Raw genomic sequence first — 16,499 nt, forward strand, 5'->3', positions numbered from 1 at the left:
TCTAAGGTCGCTCGCGTGTGCGCTCAACCACCGGGGCGCTAGCTTTGCTCCGTGGGCCGATAGTGCGGCTTGTTCGCAGCCAGCGTCTCGTCGTTCAGCACGATCAGGCGCGGTCCGGCCGTGTACAGCAAGGCTGCCTCGACCGACCGCCCTGGAAAGATCACGGCCAAGGCTTCGACATAGGCTGCCATCTGCTTCAGATGGTATTCCGGCACGTCGTCGAGGCCGCGCGGTGCGCGCCGCCCGGTCTTGAAGTCGACGACGCGGATGCGGTCGGCCCCGATCAGCAGGCGATCGACCGTTCCCGACACGACCGTGCCGTTCGGGAGGGTCGCGGCGATCGGCGCTTCGGCCAACGTATCCTCGCTGAACAGCTCGGCAAAGCGCGGATCATCGAGCACCGCGACCACGCTCTGCACGATTTCGGACCGTGCTGCGGGATCGTCGACGCCGCCTGCTTTCGCTAGCCAGCGGTCCGCTGCCGTCGCGCGGTCAGTGGCAGCAACCGCGGGCAGACGCTCGAACAGCGCATGGATCAACCGGCCCCGCTCCGCCGCGACGCGCATCGCCGGCGTCGGCGGTGGATCGGACACGGCGTCGTCACCCAGCGCAGACGGCGACAGCGGACGAGGCGGACGCGCTTCTTGCGGTGCAGGTTCATGCGCCCAGGCCGGTAGCTGCGCGTTCGCCGCAACGTCCACCGATGTCGAAGCCTTGGCGATCACCGCAGGCTGAGGCTCGACCCCGGCGAACGTCCGCGCCCCCTCACCCACCGGCACCTCGAGCGCCGTCAGCGCCCGATCGGCCGCGGCGTACCAGCTGTTCTCCGGCGGCACGCCCTTGGCGCGCGGCCCGAGCGCACCGGCGATCACCAGCCGCTCTTCGGCGCGCGTTGCGGCGACGTAGAACAGCCGCCAATGCTCCTCCAGTTCGCGCTGCTCGGCGGCCGACACAACCGCATCCAGCGGCCCGCCGCGCTCGCTCGACCGCGGCCGGAACACCGGGATCGGCGCAGCCCCCGGCTCGGGCGCCCATTTTAGAATCGAGCGCGGCGCCGCCGACGGATCCGCCGTCGCATCCGCGAGGATCACCAGCGGCGCCTGCAACCCCTTTGCGCCATGCGCGGTCATCACCCGCACCGCATCGAGCGGCGCCGACGGATCGCGGACGATCTCGACATCGCCGCGATCGAACCAGTCGAGGAAGCGCTGCAACGACGGCGTCGTCGTACTCTCGAACGTCAGCGCGGCGTTTAGCAGTTCCTCGATCGGATCGCGTGCTTCGGTCCCGAGCCGCCGGATGAGTTTTCGGCGACCATCGAGTGGGCCGGAGAGCAACTCCTCCAGGAACTGGTACGGCGTGGCGATGTCGGCGCGCGCCAACATCGCCAGCAAGGGGGCGAGCCGCGTCGCGGGTTGCGTGCGTTGCAGATGCCGCCATAGCGGGCCGGCCTCGCGCGGTGCGGCGGCCATCAATTCGTCCTGCGTCCAGCCGATCAGCGGCGATACGAGCAACGCCGCGACGCTCAAATCGTCCTCCGGCTGCAACACGAAGCGGATCGTCGCGAGCAGATCCTGTACCGCCAGCGGAGCGTTCAGCCGCAAGCGATCGACGCCCGCCACCGGCACGCCCTCGGCATAGAGCCGCGCGACGATCAGCGAGGCGAGATCGCCGCGGCGCTTGACGAGGATCATCACGTCCTCAGGCCGCAACCGCCGCCCCTTGCTCTCCAGCATGAGCCCCGTGTCGGACGTGAGCCAGCCCTTCACCGCGCGCGCGATGTCGCTGGCGAGTTTGCGCACCGCGTCGTCGACCCAGCCCTCTTCGTCGTCCTCGCTGCCGCCCGCCGACACCGGTGGCCACAAGGTCACGGTGCCCGGTCCGGCCACTTCGCTCGCATGCGGTTCCGTAGTCTCAATACCTAGCCCAGGCTCGCCGATTGCCTCGATAGCCGCGTCGACAAATTCTAGAACGGGTAGCGTCGACCGAAATGAATGCGTCAGCGAAAGTGCTGATAGAGGTAGCCCACGCTCGTGCTCGGGCCAATCGTCATCACCAAGCGCCTCTTCGGCGCGCCGAGTAAAGGATATCTGCGCGGCTTCGAACTGTTGCGGGTCGGTCCCCTGGAACCCGAAGATCGCCTGCTTGTAATCGCCGACCGTGAACAGCGTCCGCGTCGACGGCGCATAGATGCCGCGGCCGACGAAGAACTCATCCGCCAGCGCGCGGACGATCCGCCACTGATGTCCGTTGGTGTCCTGCGCCTCGTCGATCAGCAGATGCTCGGTCGCCTGGTCGAGCTTGTAGCGCACCCATTCGCCGATCCCCGGCTGGTCGAGCAGCGCCACCGTCGTCGCGATCAGGTCGTCGAAATCGACCGCCCCCGCGCGGCGCTTGGCCAGCGCATAGCCGCGAGCATAATCGCGCCCGACCTCGAGCCCGTCGGCGAGCAGGTCGCAATAGGTCGCGCGCTGGACCATCGACAGCACGTCGGTGCATGCCTCGCCCAGATCGCGCGCGAGGATTTCGTAGTCGGGCTCGGCATCGATCAGCTTTTTCGAGGCTTTGCGCTGCGTGCCGGTGCCGGTCAGCACGACGCTGGCGAGCTCGTCCAAGGTCGCCGCGCGATCCTCGGAGTCGAGCCACCGCTGCACGGTCGCCGCCGCTGCCTGCCCGGTGGCGGTCCCCCAGGCGCGATTGGCCGCTGCAATTCGCGCGATCGCATCGAGGTCGAGCGCGTCGCACCATTCCGCGATCGCCTCGTCGATGTCACCGGACGGCAGGCCGAGTTCGCGGCGGAGCCACGGCTGGATCCCGACCGGTAGAGCCTCCAACGCGGGCAACGCGCGCGCGCAGGCGAGCAGGAACGCTTCCGCCCCACCCTCGCCCATCCGCAAGCTCAGCCGCCCGACAATCTCGACCGGCCTCTCGCGCCCTTCGCGCTCGGCATCCGACAGCATCGTCGCCAGCGCTTCCCGCGCGAGCCCCGCCTCTTCGCGCGCCTCCAGCGGCCGGAACCCCGGCGTCAGCCCGGCCTCGACCGGGAACGCGGCCAGCAACCCCTGGCAGAATCCGTGGATCGTCTGGATCCGTAGGCCACCGCCCGGTGCATCGAGCACCTTGGCAAACAGGGTGCGTGCGCGGTCCTGCAACGCCTGCACCGGGCTCTCGCCGAGCGCGATCAGGTCCGCCGCGAGCGCCGGGGCGGGCATCCGCACCCAGGCCGCGAGCCGGCCGTTGATGCGCTGCGCCATCTCCGCCGCGCCCGCTTTGGTGAAGGTCAGGCAGAGGATCGCGCCGGGATCGACGCCGCGCAACAGCAGGCGGAACACGCGCGCAGCCAGCACCTGCGTTTTGCCGGTGCCCGCCGATGCGGAGAGCCAGACGTGCGACGCCGGGTTGCTCGCATCGGCCTGCGCGCCTCTCAGCCGGGGCAGCGTGGCGAGCGCGTCACCGCTCACGGCCATACCATTCGTCGCGTCGCATCAGCTGGTCGTACTCGGCATAGGGGGCGTATTCGGGGACGAGTTTCGCGGTGAACGCGGCGCTGCCGGTGAGCCATTCGCCGACGACTTCGGTGAAGTTGTGCGCGGCGATTGACGTGAATTCCGCGGTCGGGATCTTGTCGCGCTTGCCCTCGGGATCGACCGGGCTCTCGATATAGCCGAACGCATCGCGCTTCTTGCCGAGCGACCAATATTCGAACGCGCCTGCGGTGCCGGAGACGTCGGGGAAACCGCCGCGCTCGGCGATCAGGCCGAGCAGGCCGAGCTGGAGGCTGTAGCCGGCGCGGACCGCGGTCGGCGAAGGGGGCTTGCCGGTCTTGTAGTCGATCACGGCGAGGCGGCCGTCGGGGAGCTTGTCGATGCGGTCGTAGCGCCCCGATAGCGTCACCCCGGCGATCTCGATCTTGCCCTTGCCCTCGGCGCTGGCGACGGTGCGGCCGTCCTGCCCTTGCGCGACGATGGCGCCCGCGATCCAGTCGATCGCCTCCAGCAACCGCGGCTGCCACAGCGCGCGCATCATCGGATGCGTTCGCTCGTCGTCGAGCATCGCCTTCGCGCGCAGCCGCAGCGTGTCGACGGTACACCCGTCCTGCTTCCACCATTGCTCGAGGATGTCGTGCACCGCCGTCCCGCGCCACGCCGCGCTGGGGTCGGCATCGACGGGGTCGAGCGGCATCAGCCCGAGCACGCGCCTCGCGTAGAAGGCGTATGGGTCGGCCTTGAGGCGGTCGACCTCGGTGACGGAGATCGCCTTCGGACGCAGCAGAGCGGGTGGCGACGGGGCCGGCCGGTCGGCGGGTAGATGCTCGCCCGGATCGTCGAGCGCGCGCGTCCAGCCTTCCAGCGCGGATGCGCGCTCGAACCGATCGCCCGCAAGCGCCTGCAACCTTAGCCACAACCGCGACGCCAAGGCGGGCGACTTCGCATCCCGCCGCGCCCGCGTGACAACCGCACGCGGCGCACCGAGCGCCTGCGCGAAATCATGCGCCGCGGTGCCGACACGTCGCTCCAACCCCGGCAGCCCGAGTTCCATGCGGATACGTGGGGCCAGCCACGGATCGGGCGCAGGCCGCCCCGGCCACACGCCTTCGTTCAGCCCGCCGAGCACCATGACGTCGGCGGTCTGCAACCGCGCCTCGATCAGGCCGTAGATGGCGAGCCGTGGGTGCCCGCCCGGCGGCGGCCGCACCGCGACCTCGTCGAGCAACGTCCGCAACAATTGCGGCAACTCGCGCGGATCGATGCGCGGCGGTCCGGCCGGCGCTTCGGCTTCAAGATCGGCCAGGAACTCCGCCGCGGCGCGCCCTGCTAGCCCCGACCACAGATTGTCGCCGCACAAGGTCTGCGCCGTCTCACGCAGGCAAGCGAGCACCGAGGCCAAGGGTTGCGGCCCCTGGTCGAACGCTCCTGCCAGCGGCGTCAGCAACGGCTGGACGTCCGTCCACCACGTCGCCGCGGTCCCCTTGCGCTCCTCCAGATGCCCCGCGATCCCGTCGAGCCCTGCCGCCGGTCGCGGACCACGCAGCCTTCGATCAAGTGCACGCGCACCGTCGAGCCAGGCAAGGCGTATCGGCCGTTCGGAGGGTTTTTCGCTCGCCCGCACCAGCGGATGCTTCAGCAACGCCAGCAGAGCGAGCGGCGAGAAGCGCTGCGCCGCCGCCTCGGCCAGCGCGAGCAGCAACGTACCGGGCGGCAGGATCGACAGAGGCCGCCCCGCACTGTCGTCGATGCCGATGCCCCAGCGCCCGAGATGCGCCGCCACTCGCCGCGCCAAAGCCCGGTCCGGCGTGACCAGCGCGGCGGTCCGCTCCGGCACTTCTAACGCCTCGCGCAACACGAGCGCGATCGCCTGTGCCTCCTCCGCGGGGGTCGCGAGTTCGGCTGCGGTCACGCCCTTCAAGCGGCGATCCTCCGCCGCGATCTGCGTCCACTTGCCGGTGAAATCGGCGGGCGCCAGCGCATTGGCGATTGCCCGCCCGCGCGCCGCATCGGCGTCATGCCCGCCGCCTTCACGCCAGGTCTGCACCTCAGCACGGCCGACGCCCATACGCAGGAGCATCAGCTTGGCATCGAACTGGGGGTGCGTTTCGATCGACCGCCGCGTGAGGCCGGTGACCGGGTTCGGATCGTGCGGGCCGAGTGCGTCCCATTCCTCGTCCGGCAGGGCTAGGTCGAGCCCTGCGAACACCACCATGCCCTGCGGCATGTCGGCGATACAGCGGAGCAGACGCGCGACCGCGGGTGCGGAATCGGTCACGCCAGCCGCACAGACGATCCCGGCCGGCGGCGCGGTCCGCCAGCGCTGGGCAAGCCGATCGAGCAACGCCGAGCGCCGGGTTGCCGCATCAATCCGCTCCAGCCGCGCCAGTTCGCCCGGCCAGCGTTGCAGCACGATCTCGAACGTCGCGAGCGCACGCCGCCAATGCTCGGTCAACTCCGGCCCAAGCTCGATATCGCGCAGCTTGGTCGGCGGCACTTCCTCGACCAGCAACTGATCGAGCGTTCGCGCGAGTTCGCCCGCCAGCCGAACCGCCTCCGCCGCATCGACCGGATGCCCCTCTCGCGCCCGTTCTTCCGACACCAGTCGTGCGAGGATCATGCGGCGCTGATACGGCGGCACGGCGGGCAGCGGCGGATCGATAGCGTCCGCCGGATCGAGCGCGGCGCCGACCGCCTCGCCCATCTCCGGATCGCCCAGTGCAACCAGCCGTGGCAGCACGAGCCCGCCGCCACTCGCACGGACGAAAGCCTCGGTCACCGCCTTCACCGCGCGGTTGTTCGGCAACACGACCAGCGCGCGAGCCAGCGCCAGCGGATCGCGCCCCGCCCGCCGGGTCAGTCCGGCGACCAGCGCATCCGCAAACGCCCGGTGCGCGGGGATCGTGTACAGCGTCGGACGACCCGCCGTGGCGACATCAGCCATCCGCGAGGATCGCCTCGGTCTTCGGAATCGCGGCGGGCGTGCCGACATCGAACCACAGGCCCTGGTGGACCTGACCGTAAGCGCGCCCGGCGGCGATCGCGCGGTCCCAGAACAGGTTCGTCGAAAACGGCCCCTCCGGCCAGTCCGCGATCAGGCGCGGGTGAAGGATCTGGATGCCGGTATAGGCGAACGGTGCGACGCGGCCGGGCTTGCGCCGCCCGACGATCCGCCCGTCGCTGCCGAGGTAGAAATCGCCCATGCCGCCGTGATTGTTCGCGCGCGCAAGCGGGACCATCAGCAGCAACGCATCCATCTTGGCATCGTCCCAGCGCGACGCGAGCAGCTTGATCGCATCGACGGGCCCATCGATCCACAGATTGTCGCTGTTGACGACCAGCACCGGCGCGGACCCGAGCAGATGCCGCGCCTGGACGAGCCCGCCGCCCGTCTCCATCAGCATCTTGCGTTCGTCGGAGATCACGACGTCGATCCCCGCGAACCGGTCGGTGACGTGTGCCTCCAGCGTATCCGCCAGGTAATGCACGTTGACGACCGCGCGCTTGATGCCCGCCGCCTGCAACCGCTCGAAGACGTGATCGATCAGCGGCTTGCCCGCGACCTGCACCAACGGTTTGGGCCGCGTCGCGGTCAGTGGCCGCATCCGCTTACCCAGACCCGCCGCCATCACCATCGCCGTCTCGGGCACGATCCCACGCGGGACAGGGCGGATCGTCTGCTGACGAGTCACGCCGCGATGACCAGCGGATCGCCGCGCAGCGCAGGCGGCACGTTGGCGGCGAACCACGCTGCGACCGGGGCCATAACCGGCTGGGCCAAGTCGCGCTCCATATACGTCCAGACACGCGGGCACATCGTCGCGTAATGCGACTTGCCGTCGCGCTTCCAAAGCCGGGTGAAGATGCCGAGGATCTTCGCATTCCGCTGCGCGCCGAGCACGTGGTACGCGTTCATGAACGCCTCGTCGGCGTCGGTGACGGCGCGATACCGGTCCAGCATCGCCGCCTCGACCACCGGGTCCACAGTCCGCCGCGCGTCCTGCAACAGCGACACCAGATCATAGGCCGGGTGCCCTGCGAGCGCGTCCTGAAAATCGAGCAGGCCGAGCGAGCGCGCCGGCCCGACCAGCATCAGATTCTCGGCATGATAATCGCGAAGCACAGTGACCGGCGTTTCAGCTATGGCGTGGTCGAACACCGACTCCCACGCCGCGTGCCAGCCTGCGAGATCGGGCTCGATACCGACCGCCGGGCAGTACCATTCCACGAACAACCCCGCCTCGCGCTTCAGCACCGCGCGGTCGTACGGCGGAACGGGTGCCGCCGGATGGCCACGCAACCGCACGAGCAGGTCGATCGCGGGGGCGTAAAGCGACAGTTCGTCGGCGGGCGTCGCGTCGATCGCCTCGCGCAACCGGTCGTCGCCGAAATCCTCGATCAGCACGAGCCCCTGGTCGAGGTCGCAGGCGAGGACGGCCGGTGCCGCGAAGTCATGCTCGACGAGCCACTGCGCGATCGCGATGAACGGCCGTGGGTCCTCATGCGGCGGCGGCGCGTCCATCAGGATAGCGCGGCGCTCGCCTTTGACGGCGCGAAAATACCGCCGGAACGAAGCATCGCCCGCGACCGGGAGGATCTGCGCCCCGCCCCAGCCATGAGCATCGAGAAAAGCGGCGGCGCCGGGCGGCGGGGTCATGTCGGCCATCGCGACCTCCAAGCTTCCGGGACGCCGATAGTCAAGCCGCGCGTGCCATCCGGCTCGATCGTCAGGCTCAACCGAAGCGCATCCGGCCAGTAATCGGGGCCGGCGCGCTCGGGCCATTCGACCAGCAACAGCGAATCGTAGCGCGCATCGTCGAGCGCCAGTTCCTCGATCTCGGCGGGGTCGTCGATCCGGTAGAGGTCGACATGCAGCACGGGAAACCGCACCTCCGGCGGCTCGTAGGGCTGGACGATCGCGAAGCTGGGGGATGGCGCCTCGCCGGCGAGACCGAGCGCGGCGAGCAACCCGCGGGCAACGCTGGTCTTTCCGGCGCCGAGCGTGCCTTCGAGGGTGATCACGTCGCCCGGCTGGACGCGCGTGGCGAGCATCGCCCCGAACGCCTCGGTCGCCTGAGGATCGGGTAGAGGGATCACACGCACGAGCCCTCTCCCCTCCGGGAAGAGGGTGGGGTGAGGGGCAGTCCCGGGCGCTGCACTGCTTGGCAGCCCCTCACCCCGACCCTCTCCCCGAAGGGGAGAGGGAGCAGTGCCCCCGCTCTCATCGACGCGGCAACTCGACTGTTATCAAAGTCCCAGCCCCCGGCTCCGACACCAGCTCGATCGTCCCGCCATGCGCTTCCACGAACTGCTTGGCCAACGGCAATCCCAACCCCAAGGCCCGATCCCCCATCGGCTTCGACTCCGCGAACCGGTCGAACGCGTGTGCGACTGCCTCCTCGTCCATCCCGATCCCGTCGTCCGACACCACGATCCGCGCCGAGGTCGCGTTGCCGTCGGTATGCAGCAGCACCCGCCCGCCATCCGGCGTCGCCGCGACCGCATGCCGCAACAGATGCTCGACGACCTCCTTCAGCCGCTTCGCATTGCCGTTCACCCGCCCCGTCGAACGCGCCACCTCGACCGCGAAATCGAGTTTGCGCCGCTTGGCCGACGGCAGGATCGTGTCGGCGGCCGCGCGCACGATGTTGGCCAGATCGACGTCGCTCCGGTCGGTCTCGTCGCGGTCGCTCTCGGCGCGCGTCAGGTCGAGCACGTCGTCGACCAGCAACCCCAGCCGCTCGACGGACTCGAGGATGGCGCCGACATACGCCTCGGCCTGCGCGGTCATCGTGCCGGCATAGCCGCCGTGCAGCATTTCCGCGAACCCGCTGATCGACGTCAGCGGCGTGCGCAGCTCGTAACTCATGTTCGCGACGAAGGCGGTCTTCACCTTGTCGGCGGCCTCCAGCGCGTTCGCCCTGTCGCGCAAAGCCTGCTCGGCACGCCGGCTGTCGGTGATGTCGAGCATCGTGAACAGTGCGTTGCCGTCGGGCAGCGGCACGCCGGCGAACTCGAAATGGCGCCCGTCCGAAAACGCGACACGCCCGCCGCGCTGCTGCCGTTCGACCGTGGCGGACCGGACCAGATCGGGGATCAGCGCCGACCGGCTCGGCGTCGCCAGCTTGTCGGCGACCGCATCGGCGAACGCGTCGACCCGCGGATGCGCGGCGAGAAACTCCTCCTCGAGACCCCAGAGCAGCCGGAACCGGTTGTTCCAGACCTGCAACCGGCCATCGGCAGCGAACACGCCGAGTGCCTCGAACAGATTGTCGAAGGTCGCCGTCCGCACCCGCAACAGCGTGTCGCGCGCGCTGGCCAGCTGGACTTGCTCGGTGCGATCCTCGAAGATCAGGAGCAGGCCGCCGTCGGGAAGCGGCTGCGCGACGACGCGCAGATGCGTGCCGCCGCGCAAATGCCAATTCTCCTCGATCGCGCCCCCCCCAACCGGGCCATTCTGCGACCCGCCGTTCTGCAGGAACCAGTCGCGCCGCTCCGCCTTCCAGCTCGGAAAGTCGCGCACCTCGGGCAGGCGATTGGCTTCGCGCATTCGCTCCAATACGCGGTCGAACTCGGGGCGATCGGCCAGCCATTCGCTGCGCATCGCGAACATCCGCCGGAACGGCTGGTTGCAGAAGACGAGCGACCGGTCGCCGCCGAACTGCGCGACGCCCGCCGACAGGCGATCGAGCATCGCCCGCTGCGCTTCGGCAAAGCGCTTGGCGCCCGAACGCGCCTGTTCCAGTTCCTCGATATCGATCGCGAACCCGGCCACGCCGCCGCTCGACAACGGCACGTCGTAGATCTGCAACGAACGTCGCGCGCCGTCGATCGTCGCCGGCAGGACCTGCTGGTGCGGGCGTCCCTGCTCACGCGCGACCGCGGCGCCCGCAAGCGGCCCGCCGCGTCCCGATCCCTCGACCAGTTCCAGCCCACGCGCCACCACATCGGCCGCATCGCGCCCCTCGACCGCATCGACATAGGCGGTATTGACCATCGTCAGCCGCAGGTCGTTGGCGCGGTACCACATCGGCATCGGTGCCGCCTCGATCAATCCGGTCAGCGAATCATAGGCGCCTGCCAGCCGCGTGGTCTCGGCGCTGAGCCGCGCGATCTCCGCCTCGCTGTCGGTCGCATCGAACGCCCACAGCAGCACCGCGCCGGTCGCCCCCATCTCGCCCGGTGCGCGACCACCGCGAAACGTGATCGCGCGCGTCGATCCCTGCAACCGCACCGACCGCACGAACGCCCGTCCGGCGCGCTGGGCGGCCGTCAGATCGGCGATCAACCGCGCCGCATCGTCGGCCGACAATCCCGTCCCGCCAGCCGCAAGCTCGGCAAGCGACTGCGGCGGCGTATCGAGCCCCAGCCAGTCCGCCATCCGCTGCACCATCTCGATCCGCCCGCCGGACCGGATCAGCGTCACAATCGCCGGCGAGCCGTCAAGGATAGTCCGCAACTGTGCGTTCGTTTCGACTGTTTCCGCAGCAGCGTTCCGAGCGTGCACCCCGAGATACAGCAGCCCGCCGCCCCCCACGACCAGTGCCAGTAAAAGGACACCCGCAAGCACGGTCATCTCGAGGCCAAGCGTGATCATCGTGAAGCGGACGAGGTACGGAGCAGATTCATCTTTATCAGTCTAAGCGCCACGATGCCGATGGGGAAGACGGAGGAAAAAAACCGAGGGTCAATTGTCGTCTTGCACTCGCGCCTACGACGACATTCCACCGTTGGCCAAATATGTCTGCAAACATTGCCAGTGTTGCAAGGAAGAAACACCACGCAATAATCGGTCGCGATTCGCCGCAAGAGAATGGCAGAACCCGTGTCCCAGCCTTACGCAGCGGCGCATTGACGAACGACAGCCCCCTTGCCGTTTCGCCCGGACAATATGCCAGGACGCCAAAGAATGCAGACATATCGCCGCCGTTTGCTCGCCACGACGTTGTTCGTGGGTGCCGTTGCCCTCGCCGCCCCTGCGATCGCGCAGGTCGCTCCTACCGAAGCGCCTGCAACCGAACCCACGGCATCGCAGCCTCCCGTCGATCAGGCCACAGCACCGTCCGCCGCCGATCCCGCCGCGCAGGCGACCGGCAGTGCAGCGCAGGGTGACGAACCCGCCGGCGATATCGTCGTGACCGGGTCGCGCATCTCGTCGCCGTCCGCCACCGCGGCGTCGCCCTTGCAGTCGATCAGCGCCGACCTGATCCGCCAGTCCGGGGCGGTCAACGTGCAGGACGTGCTGTTGCAGAACCCGACGTTCGGCGCCCCCGGCATCAGCCGAACCAACTCGAGCTTCGCAACCCAGTCGGCCGGTGTCGCCACCGTCAACCTGCGCAACCTGGGTGAGGATCGTACGCTTGTCCTCGTCAACGGTCGTCGCTTCGTCTCGGGCGTTCCCGGCAGCAGCGCGGTCGATCTCAACGTCATCCCCGCACAGTTCCTCGAGCGCACCGACATCCTGACCGGCGGCGCGTCGGCCGTGTACGGTTCGGACGCCGTCGCTGGCGTCGTCAACTTCGTCTACAAGACCAAGTTCGACGGCCTGAACATCGACGCGCAGCAGGGCATCTCGCAATATGGCGACGGCGCCGATCGTCAGATCAACCTGCTCGCCGGCAAGAACTTCGCCGACGGTCGCGGCAACATCATGCTGTTCGGCGGTTATTCGAAGCAGGGCACCGTCCTGAAGAAGGACCGCTCGACCGAGGCCGGTTCGAGCGCGATCGACCGCACCAGCGCATCGCTGACACCTAACGATCCCGAAGTCCTGTTGTCGGGCTTTATCCCGGGCGGCCGCTTCTACGCCGGCGATCAGACGTTCAGCTACGGCACCGACAACACGCTGCGGGACTGCACCACGGTCAGCTGCGGCGGTTTCAACCGCTCCGATTCGCGCTACCTTGCCGTGCCGGTCGAGCGCTATCTCGCCGCCGGTCGCGCGAACTACGAGTTCTCGCCAGCCGCTAACGTCTTCATCGAAGGCAATTACGCAAAGACCAAGGCGCGCACCAATATCGAGGCATTCCCGCTCAGCTCGGATCTGGTCAACATTGCTACCGGCGGTCAGGTGCCGATCCAGACAGTCGTCGGCGGCGCGACCCTCCGCAATCCGTATGTGCCCGATGCGATCTTCAACGCGGCGACCGACACGGACGGCGATGGACTGAAGGATATCTACTTCGACCGCCGCCTGACCGATTTCGGTCCACGCACGAGCAGCGCGACGCGTGACATGTTCCGCATCGCCGGCGGTGTGAACGGCAAGTTCCTCGAGGATCGCTTCAACTACGAAGTGTACGGCATCTATGGTCAGACCATCGAGAACCAGACCGGCAACGGCCAGTATGACAGCACCAAATTCAACCAGGCGCTGAATTCGTACCGCGATCCGGCAACCGGCCAGATCGTCTGTGCCGATCCGGCAGCACGCGCAGCTGGCTGCGTCCCTGCGAACATCTACGGCATCAACGCGCTTGCGCCGGCCGCGAGCTACCTCGCCGTTCCGACGTCGCTGCGTTCGAAGATCACGCAGACGGTCGCTGGTGCAAATGTGTCGGGCAAGCTGTTCTCGCTGTTCGGCGCGGACCCGGTCGGCTTCAGCGTCGGTACCGAATATCGCCGCGAGAGCAGCAGCAACACCTTCGATCTGCTCACGCAGCAGGGCCTGAACGGTAACAACGCGCTGCCGTCGACGAGCGGCAGTTTCGACCTGATCGAAGGCTTCGCCGAGACGATCGTGCCGATCCTTCAGGACCGTCCGTTCTTCCACTCGTTGTCGGTTCGCGGCGCGGTCCGCGTGTCGAACTATTCGACCGTCGGCACCACGGTCAGCTACAACTATGGCGGCGAATGGGCGCCGATCCAGGACGTCCGCTTCCGGGTCATGCAGGCACGCTCGGTACGTGCGCCGAACGTGAACGAGCTGTTCCAGCCTGCCCAGCAGGATTTCCCGACCGGTCTTCAGGATCCCTGCGCTGGCGTGACGGCAACGACCGCCGGCACGCTTGGAACGCAGTGCCGTGGCGCGCCGGGGGTCGCCGCCAACATTGCCGCCAATGGTGCGTTCGCGGTCAACCAGGCCGATCTCCAGGGCGTCACCAGCTTCGGCGGCGGCAACCCCGCCTTGCAGGAAGAGAAGGGCAATTCGTTCACCGCTGGCGTGGTCATCAACCCGCGCTCGGTCGCGGGCCTGCGCAACCTCGTCGTCAGCGTCGATTACTTCAACATCAAGATAGACGACGCGATCGTCACTACACCGCTCCAGTTCATCCTCAACCAGTGCTACAACTCGGCGATCCAGCAATATTGCGACTTGGTCGTTCGTCGTCCGGCCGTATCCGGTCCGAACAGCGCCGGTTCGCTTGACGAGGTCAATACGTCGCCGAGCAACAGCGGCGGCGCAAAGACTTCGGGAATCGACGTCGCGGTTGACTGGCGCTCGAACCTTTCGTCGCTCGGTCTGGCCGGCGATCTTACGCTGCACGGTGCCTACACGCATCTGATCAGCGGCTACAACGTACCGTTGCCAGGCTCGGCGCGGGACTATTTCGCGGGCGAAGTCGGTACCGATATCGCGGCGCCCCGCGACAAGTTCAGCATCACATCCGGCTATGATATCGCTGGAATTGGCCTCACGCTGACAGGTACGTGGCTGAGTCAGGCGAGCCTTGACGATCAGCTGACAGGCGTTCGTCCAGGCAGCGATTTACAGTACCGCACACGTCCCCAATTCTACCTCGACTCGCAGATACGTTTCCGAACCAACGACGGTTTCGAATTCTACGTTGGTGGTTCGAACCTTCTGAACAACAAGCCGCCGTTTATCGCCGATATCGGCGCAAGCGCAGGACAGGATACGAACACCTCGATTTATGACCCACTCGGTCGCCGTTACTACGCAGGCGTTCGCATGTCGTTCTAAGCGACCTGCCCGATCGATCGAACCGAAGAGGGGAGCCGGAAACGACTCCCCTTTTTTATTGTGCCGAAGGTAAGTAGCTCTGTCGCGATCAGCTCAAGACTGACAATTTCTGCCATGGGAGTATTGCAGATGCACTGGGTATCGGGAATTGCGACTGTAGCGCTGGCGGCTTCGGGTTTGGCCACCGCTCAACCGGCCACGGACACGACCGACGTTTTGCGGGTGAAGGACGTGGGCCGATTGGTCCCCGTCAAGCCTGACTCTGAAATCCGGATTGCGTTGCCGTATGTTATCGGCTCCAACTATCGTTGGCAGATTTTGTCGTCGAAGCGCGTGACGCTCGCAGGCCCCATCGTGACGATCGACGATCCCGAGCGCTCGGTTGGGGCACCTGGGTTACCCCAGGTCGCCTTCATTCGCCTGCGCGCACCGTCGAGCGGAACCGCCAGCATATTACTGGGCGAGGTCCGTGACGGCGGCGGCGGTGTGGCACCCAACTCGTACCGCTTCCGCTTTCGCGTAGTCCCGTAATTACGGCTCCATAACACAAAAGCCGCGCCCACCTGATGGTGGACGCGGCCCTTTACGCAACGATCGCGCGCGCGATCAGTAGCGGTAATGGTCCGGCTTGAACGGGCCCTCGACCGGCACGCCGATGTAACCGGCCTGCTTGTCCGAGAGCTTCGACAGCTTCACGCCGAGCTTCTCGAGGTGGAGCATCGCGACCTTTTCGTCGAGGTGCTTCGGCAGGACGTACACTTCGTTCTTGTAGTTCTCGCCCTTGGTCCAGAGCTCAATCTGCGCGAGCGTCTGGTTGGTGAACGAGGCCGACATCACGAACGACGGGTGGCCGGTGGCGCAACCGAGGTTCACCAGGCGACCCTTCGCCAGGATAATGATCTGCTTGCCGTCCGGGAACTTCACCAGATCGGTGCCGGGCTTCACTTCGGTCCAGTCGTAATTCGACAGCGCGGCGATCTGGATCTCCGAGTCGAAGTGGCCGATGTTGCAGACGATCGACATCGGCTTCATCGCCTTCATGTGATCGGCGGTGATGACGTCGGCGTTGCCGGTCGCGGTGCAGAAGATGTCGGCGCGCTTCACGGCCTCTTCCATCGTCACGACTTCGAAGCCCTCCATCGCCGCCTGCAATGCGCAGATCGGATCGACTTCGGTGACCATCACGCGCGCGCCGCCGTTGCGGAGCGACTGGGCCGAGCCCTTGCCGACGTCACCGAAACCGGCGACGCAGGCGACCTTGCCGGCGAGCATGACGTCGGTCGCGCGACGGATCGCGTCGACCAGCGATTCCTTGCAGCCATAAAGGTTGTCGAACTTCGACTTGGTGACCGAGTCGTTGACGTTGATCGCCGGGAAGGGAAGCTCGCCCTTCTTGGCGATCTCGTACAGGCGGTGAACACCGGTGGTGGTCTCTTCCGAGACGCCCTTCAGGTTCTTGACGGTCTCGGTGAGGTAGCCGGGGTTCTTCGCGACGTACGCCTTGAGCGCACGCTGCATCTCGACCTCTTCCTCGTTCTCGGGCTCGGGCATCGTGTGGCCGGCTTCGAGCTTGGCGCCCCAGAGTGCGAACATCGTCGCGTCGCCGCCGTCATCAAGGATGATGTTGGCGGTCTGGCCCTCTACGTCGCGATCCCACGAGAAGATGTCGCCGACATAGTTCCAATAGTCCGCGAGGCTCTCGCCCTTGATCGCGAACACCGGCACGCCGGTCGCGGCGATCGCGGCGGCGGCATGGTCCTGCGTCGAGAAGATGTTGCAGGTCGCCCAGCGGACGTCGGCGCCGAGCGCAGTCAGCGTCTCGATCAGCACCGCGGTCTGGATCGTCATGTGCAGCGAACCGGTGATCCGCGCGCCCTTTAGTGGCTGTGCTGCGCCGAATTCGGTGCGCAGCGACATCAGGCCGGGCATCTCGGTTTCGGCGATGTTGATCTCGGCACGACCGAAATCGGCGAGGCTGATGTCGGCGACGACGTAGTCGGTCTTCGCGGGGGCGAGGGTGGTGGCCACTATGGGTCTCCTGAGAATATCGTGATCGGCGAGCCTCATGCCCGTGCCGGATACTGCATCAT

General features: G+C 67.3%; 9 protein-coding genes. 2 read left to right on the top strand and 7 right to left on the bottom strand.

Going from position 1 to position 16,499, the window contains the following annotated elements:
* Window positions 1-38: 38 nt before the first annotated feature.
* The 6 genes from addA to U1707_RS01965 form a co-directional block, all read right to left on the bottom strand.
* Entirely contained in the window at window positions 39-3,467 is a 3,429-nt protein-coding gene (addA, locus tag U1707_RS01940; protein ID WP_332798463.1) for a double-strand break repair helicase AddA, read from the bottom strand.
* Window positions 3,451-6,429 carry a double-strand break repair protein AddB gene (addB, locus tag U1707_RS01945; protein WP_332798464.1) on the bottom strand — a complete coding sequence of 993 codons (2,979 nt, stop codon included), beginning with the start codon at window positions 6,427-6,429 and terminating at the stop codon, window positions 3,451-3,453. Before addB ends, addA begins: the two co-directional genes overlap by 17 nt.
* Window positions 6,422-7,177 (bottom strand): nucleotidyltransferase family protein, encoded by a 756-nt coding sequence (locus U1707_RS01950; protein WP_332798465.1) that lies wholly within the window; start codon window positions 7,175-7,177, stop codon window positions 6,422-6,424. Before U1707_RS01950 ends, addB begins: the two co-directional genes overlap by 8 nt.
* Complete coding sequence (locus U1707_RS01955; RefSeq protein WP_332799028.1) at window positions 7,174-8,142, bottom strand: aminoglycoside phosphotransferase family protein; 969 nt, start codon at window positions 8,140-8,142, stop codon at window positions 7,174-7,176. The genes U1707_RS01950 and U1707_RS01955 overlap by 4 nt, the downstream gene beginning before the upstream one ends.
* A complete protein-coding gene (gene tsaE, locus U1707_RS01960; protein ID WP_332799029.1) occupies window positions 8,139-8,579 on the bottom strand; it encodes a tRNA (adenosine(37)-N6)-threonylcarbamoyltransferase complex ATPase subunit type 1 TsaE in 441 nt (146 codons plus the stop codon). The genes U1707_RS01955 and tsaE overlap by 4 nt, the downstream gene beginning before the upstream one ends.
* A 127-nt stretch (window positions 8,580-8,706) precedes the next feature.
* On the bottom strand, window positions 8,707-11,082 hold the full coding sequence (locus U1707_RS01965) for a PAS domain-containing sensor histidine kinase (protein ID WP_332798466.1): 2,376 nt from the start codon (window positions 11,080-11,082) through the stop codon (window positions 8,707-8,709).
* Between the two features lie 312 nt (window positions 11,083-11,394).
* On the opposite strand from U1707_RS01965, the gene U1707_RS01970 reads away from it, so the two are divergent.
* Together U1707_RS01970 and U1707_RS01975 are read left to right on the top strand one after the other, a co-directional pair.
* Window positions 11,395-14,409, top strand: a complete 3,015-nt coding sequence (locus U1707_RS01970) for a TonB-dependent receptor plug domain-containing protein (protein WP_332798467.1) — start codon at window positions 11,395-11,397, stop codon at window positions 14,407-14,409.
* A 129-nt stretch (window positions 14,410-14,538) separates the two neighbouring features.
* On the top strand, window positions 14,539-14,940 hold the full coding sequence (locus U1707_RS01975; protein WP_332798468.1) for a hypothetical protein: 402 nt from the start codon (window positions 14,539-14,541) through the stop codon (window positions 14,938-14,940).
* Window positions 14,941-15,015: 75 nt separating this feature from the next.
* On the opposite strand, the gene ahcY is transcribed toward U1707_RS01975, so the two are convergent.
* On the bottom strand, window positions 15,016-16,437 hold the full coding sequence (gene ahcY, locus U1707_RS01980; protein ID WP_120300115.1) for an adenosylhomocysteinase: 1,422 nt from the start codon (window positions 16,435-16,437) through the stop codon (window positions 15,016-15,018).
* Window positions 16,438-16,499: the final 62 nt, after the last annotated feature.

Source organism: Sphingomonas sandaracina, assembly GCF_036663695.1.
GTDB lineage: Bacteria > Pseudomonadota > Alphaproteobacteria > Sphingomonadales > Sphingomonadaceae > Sphingomonas.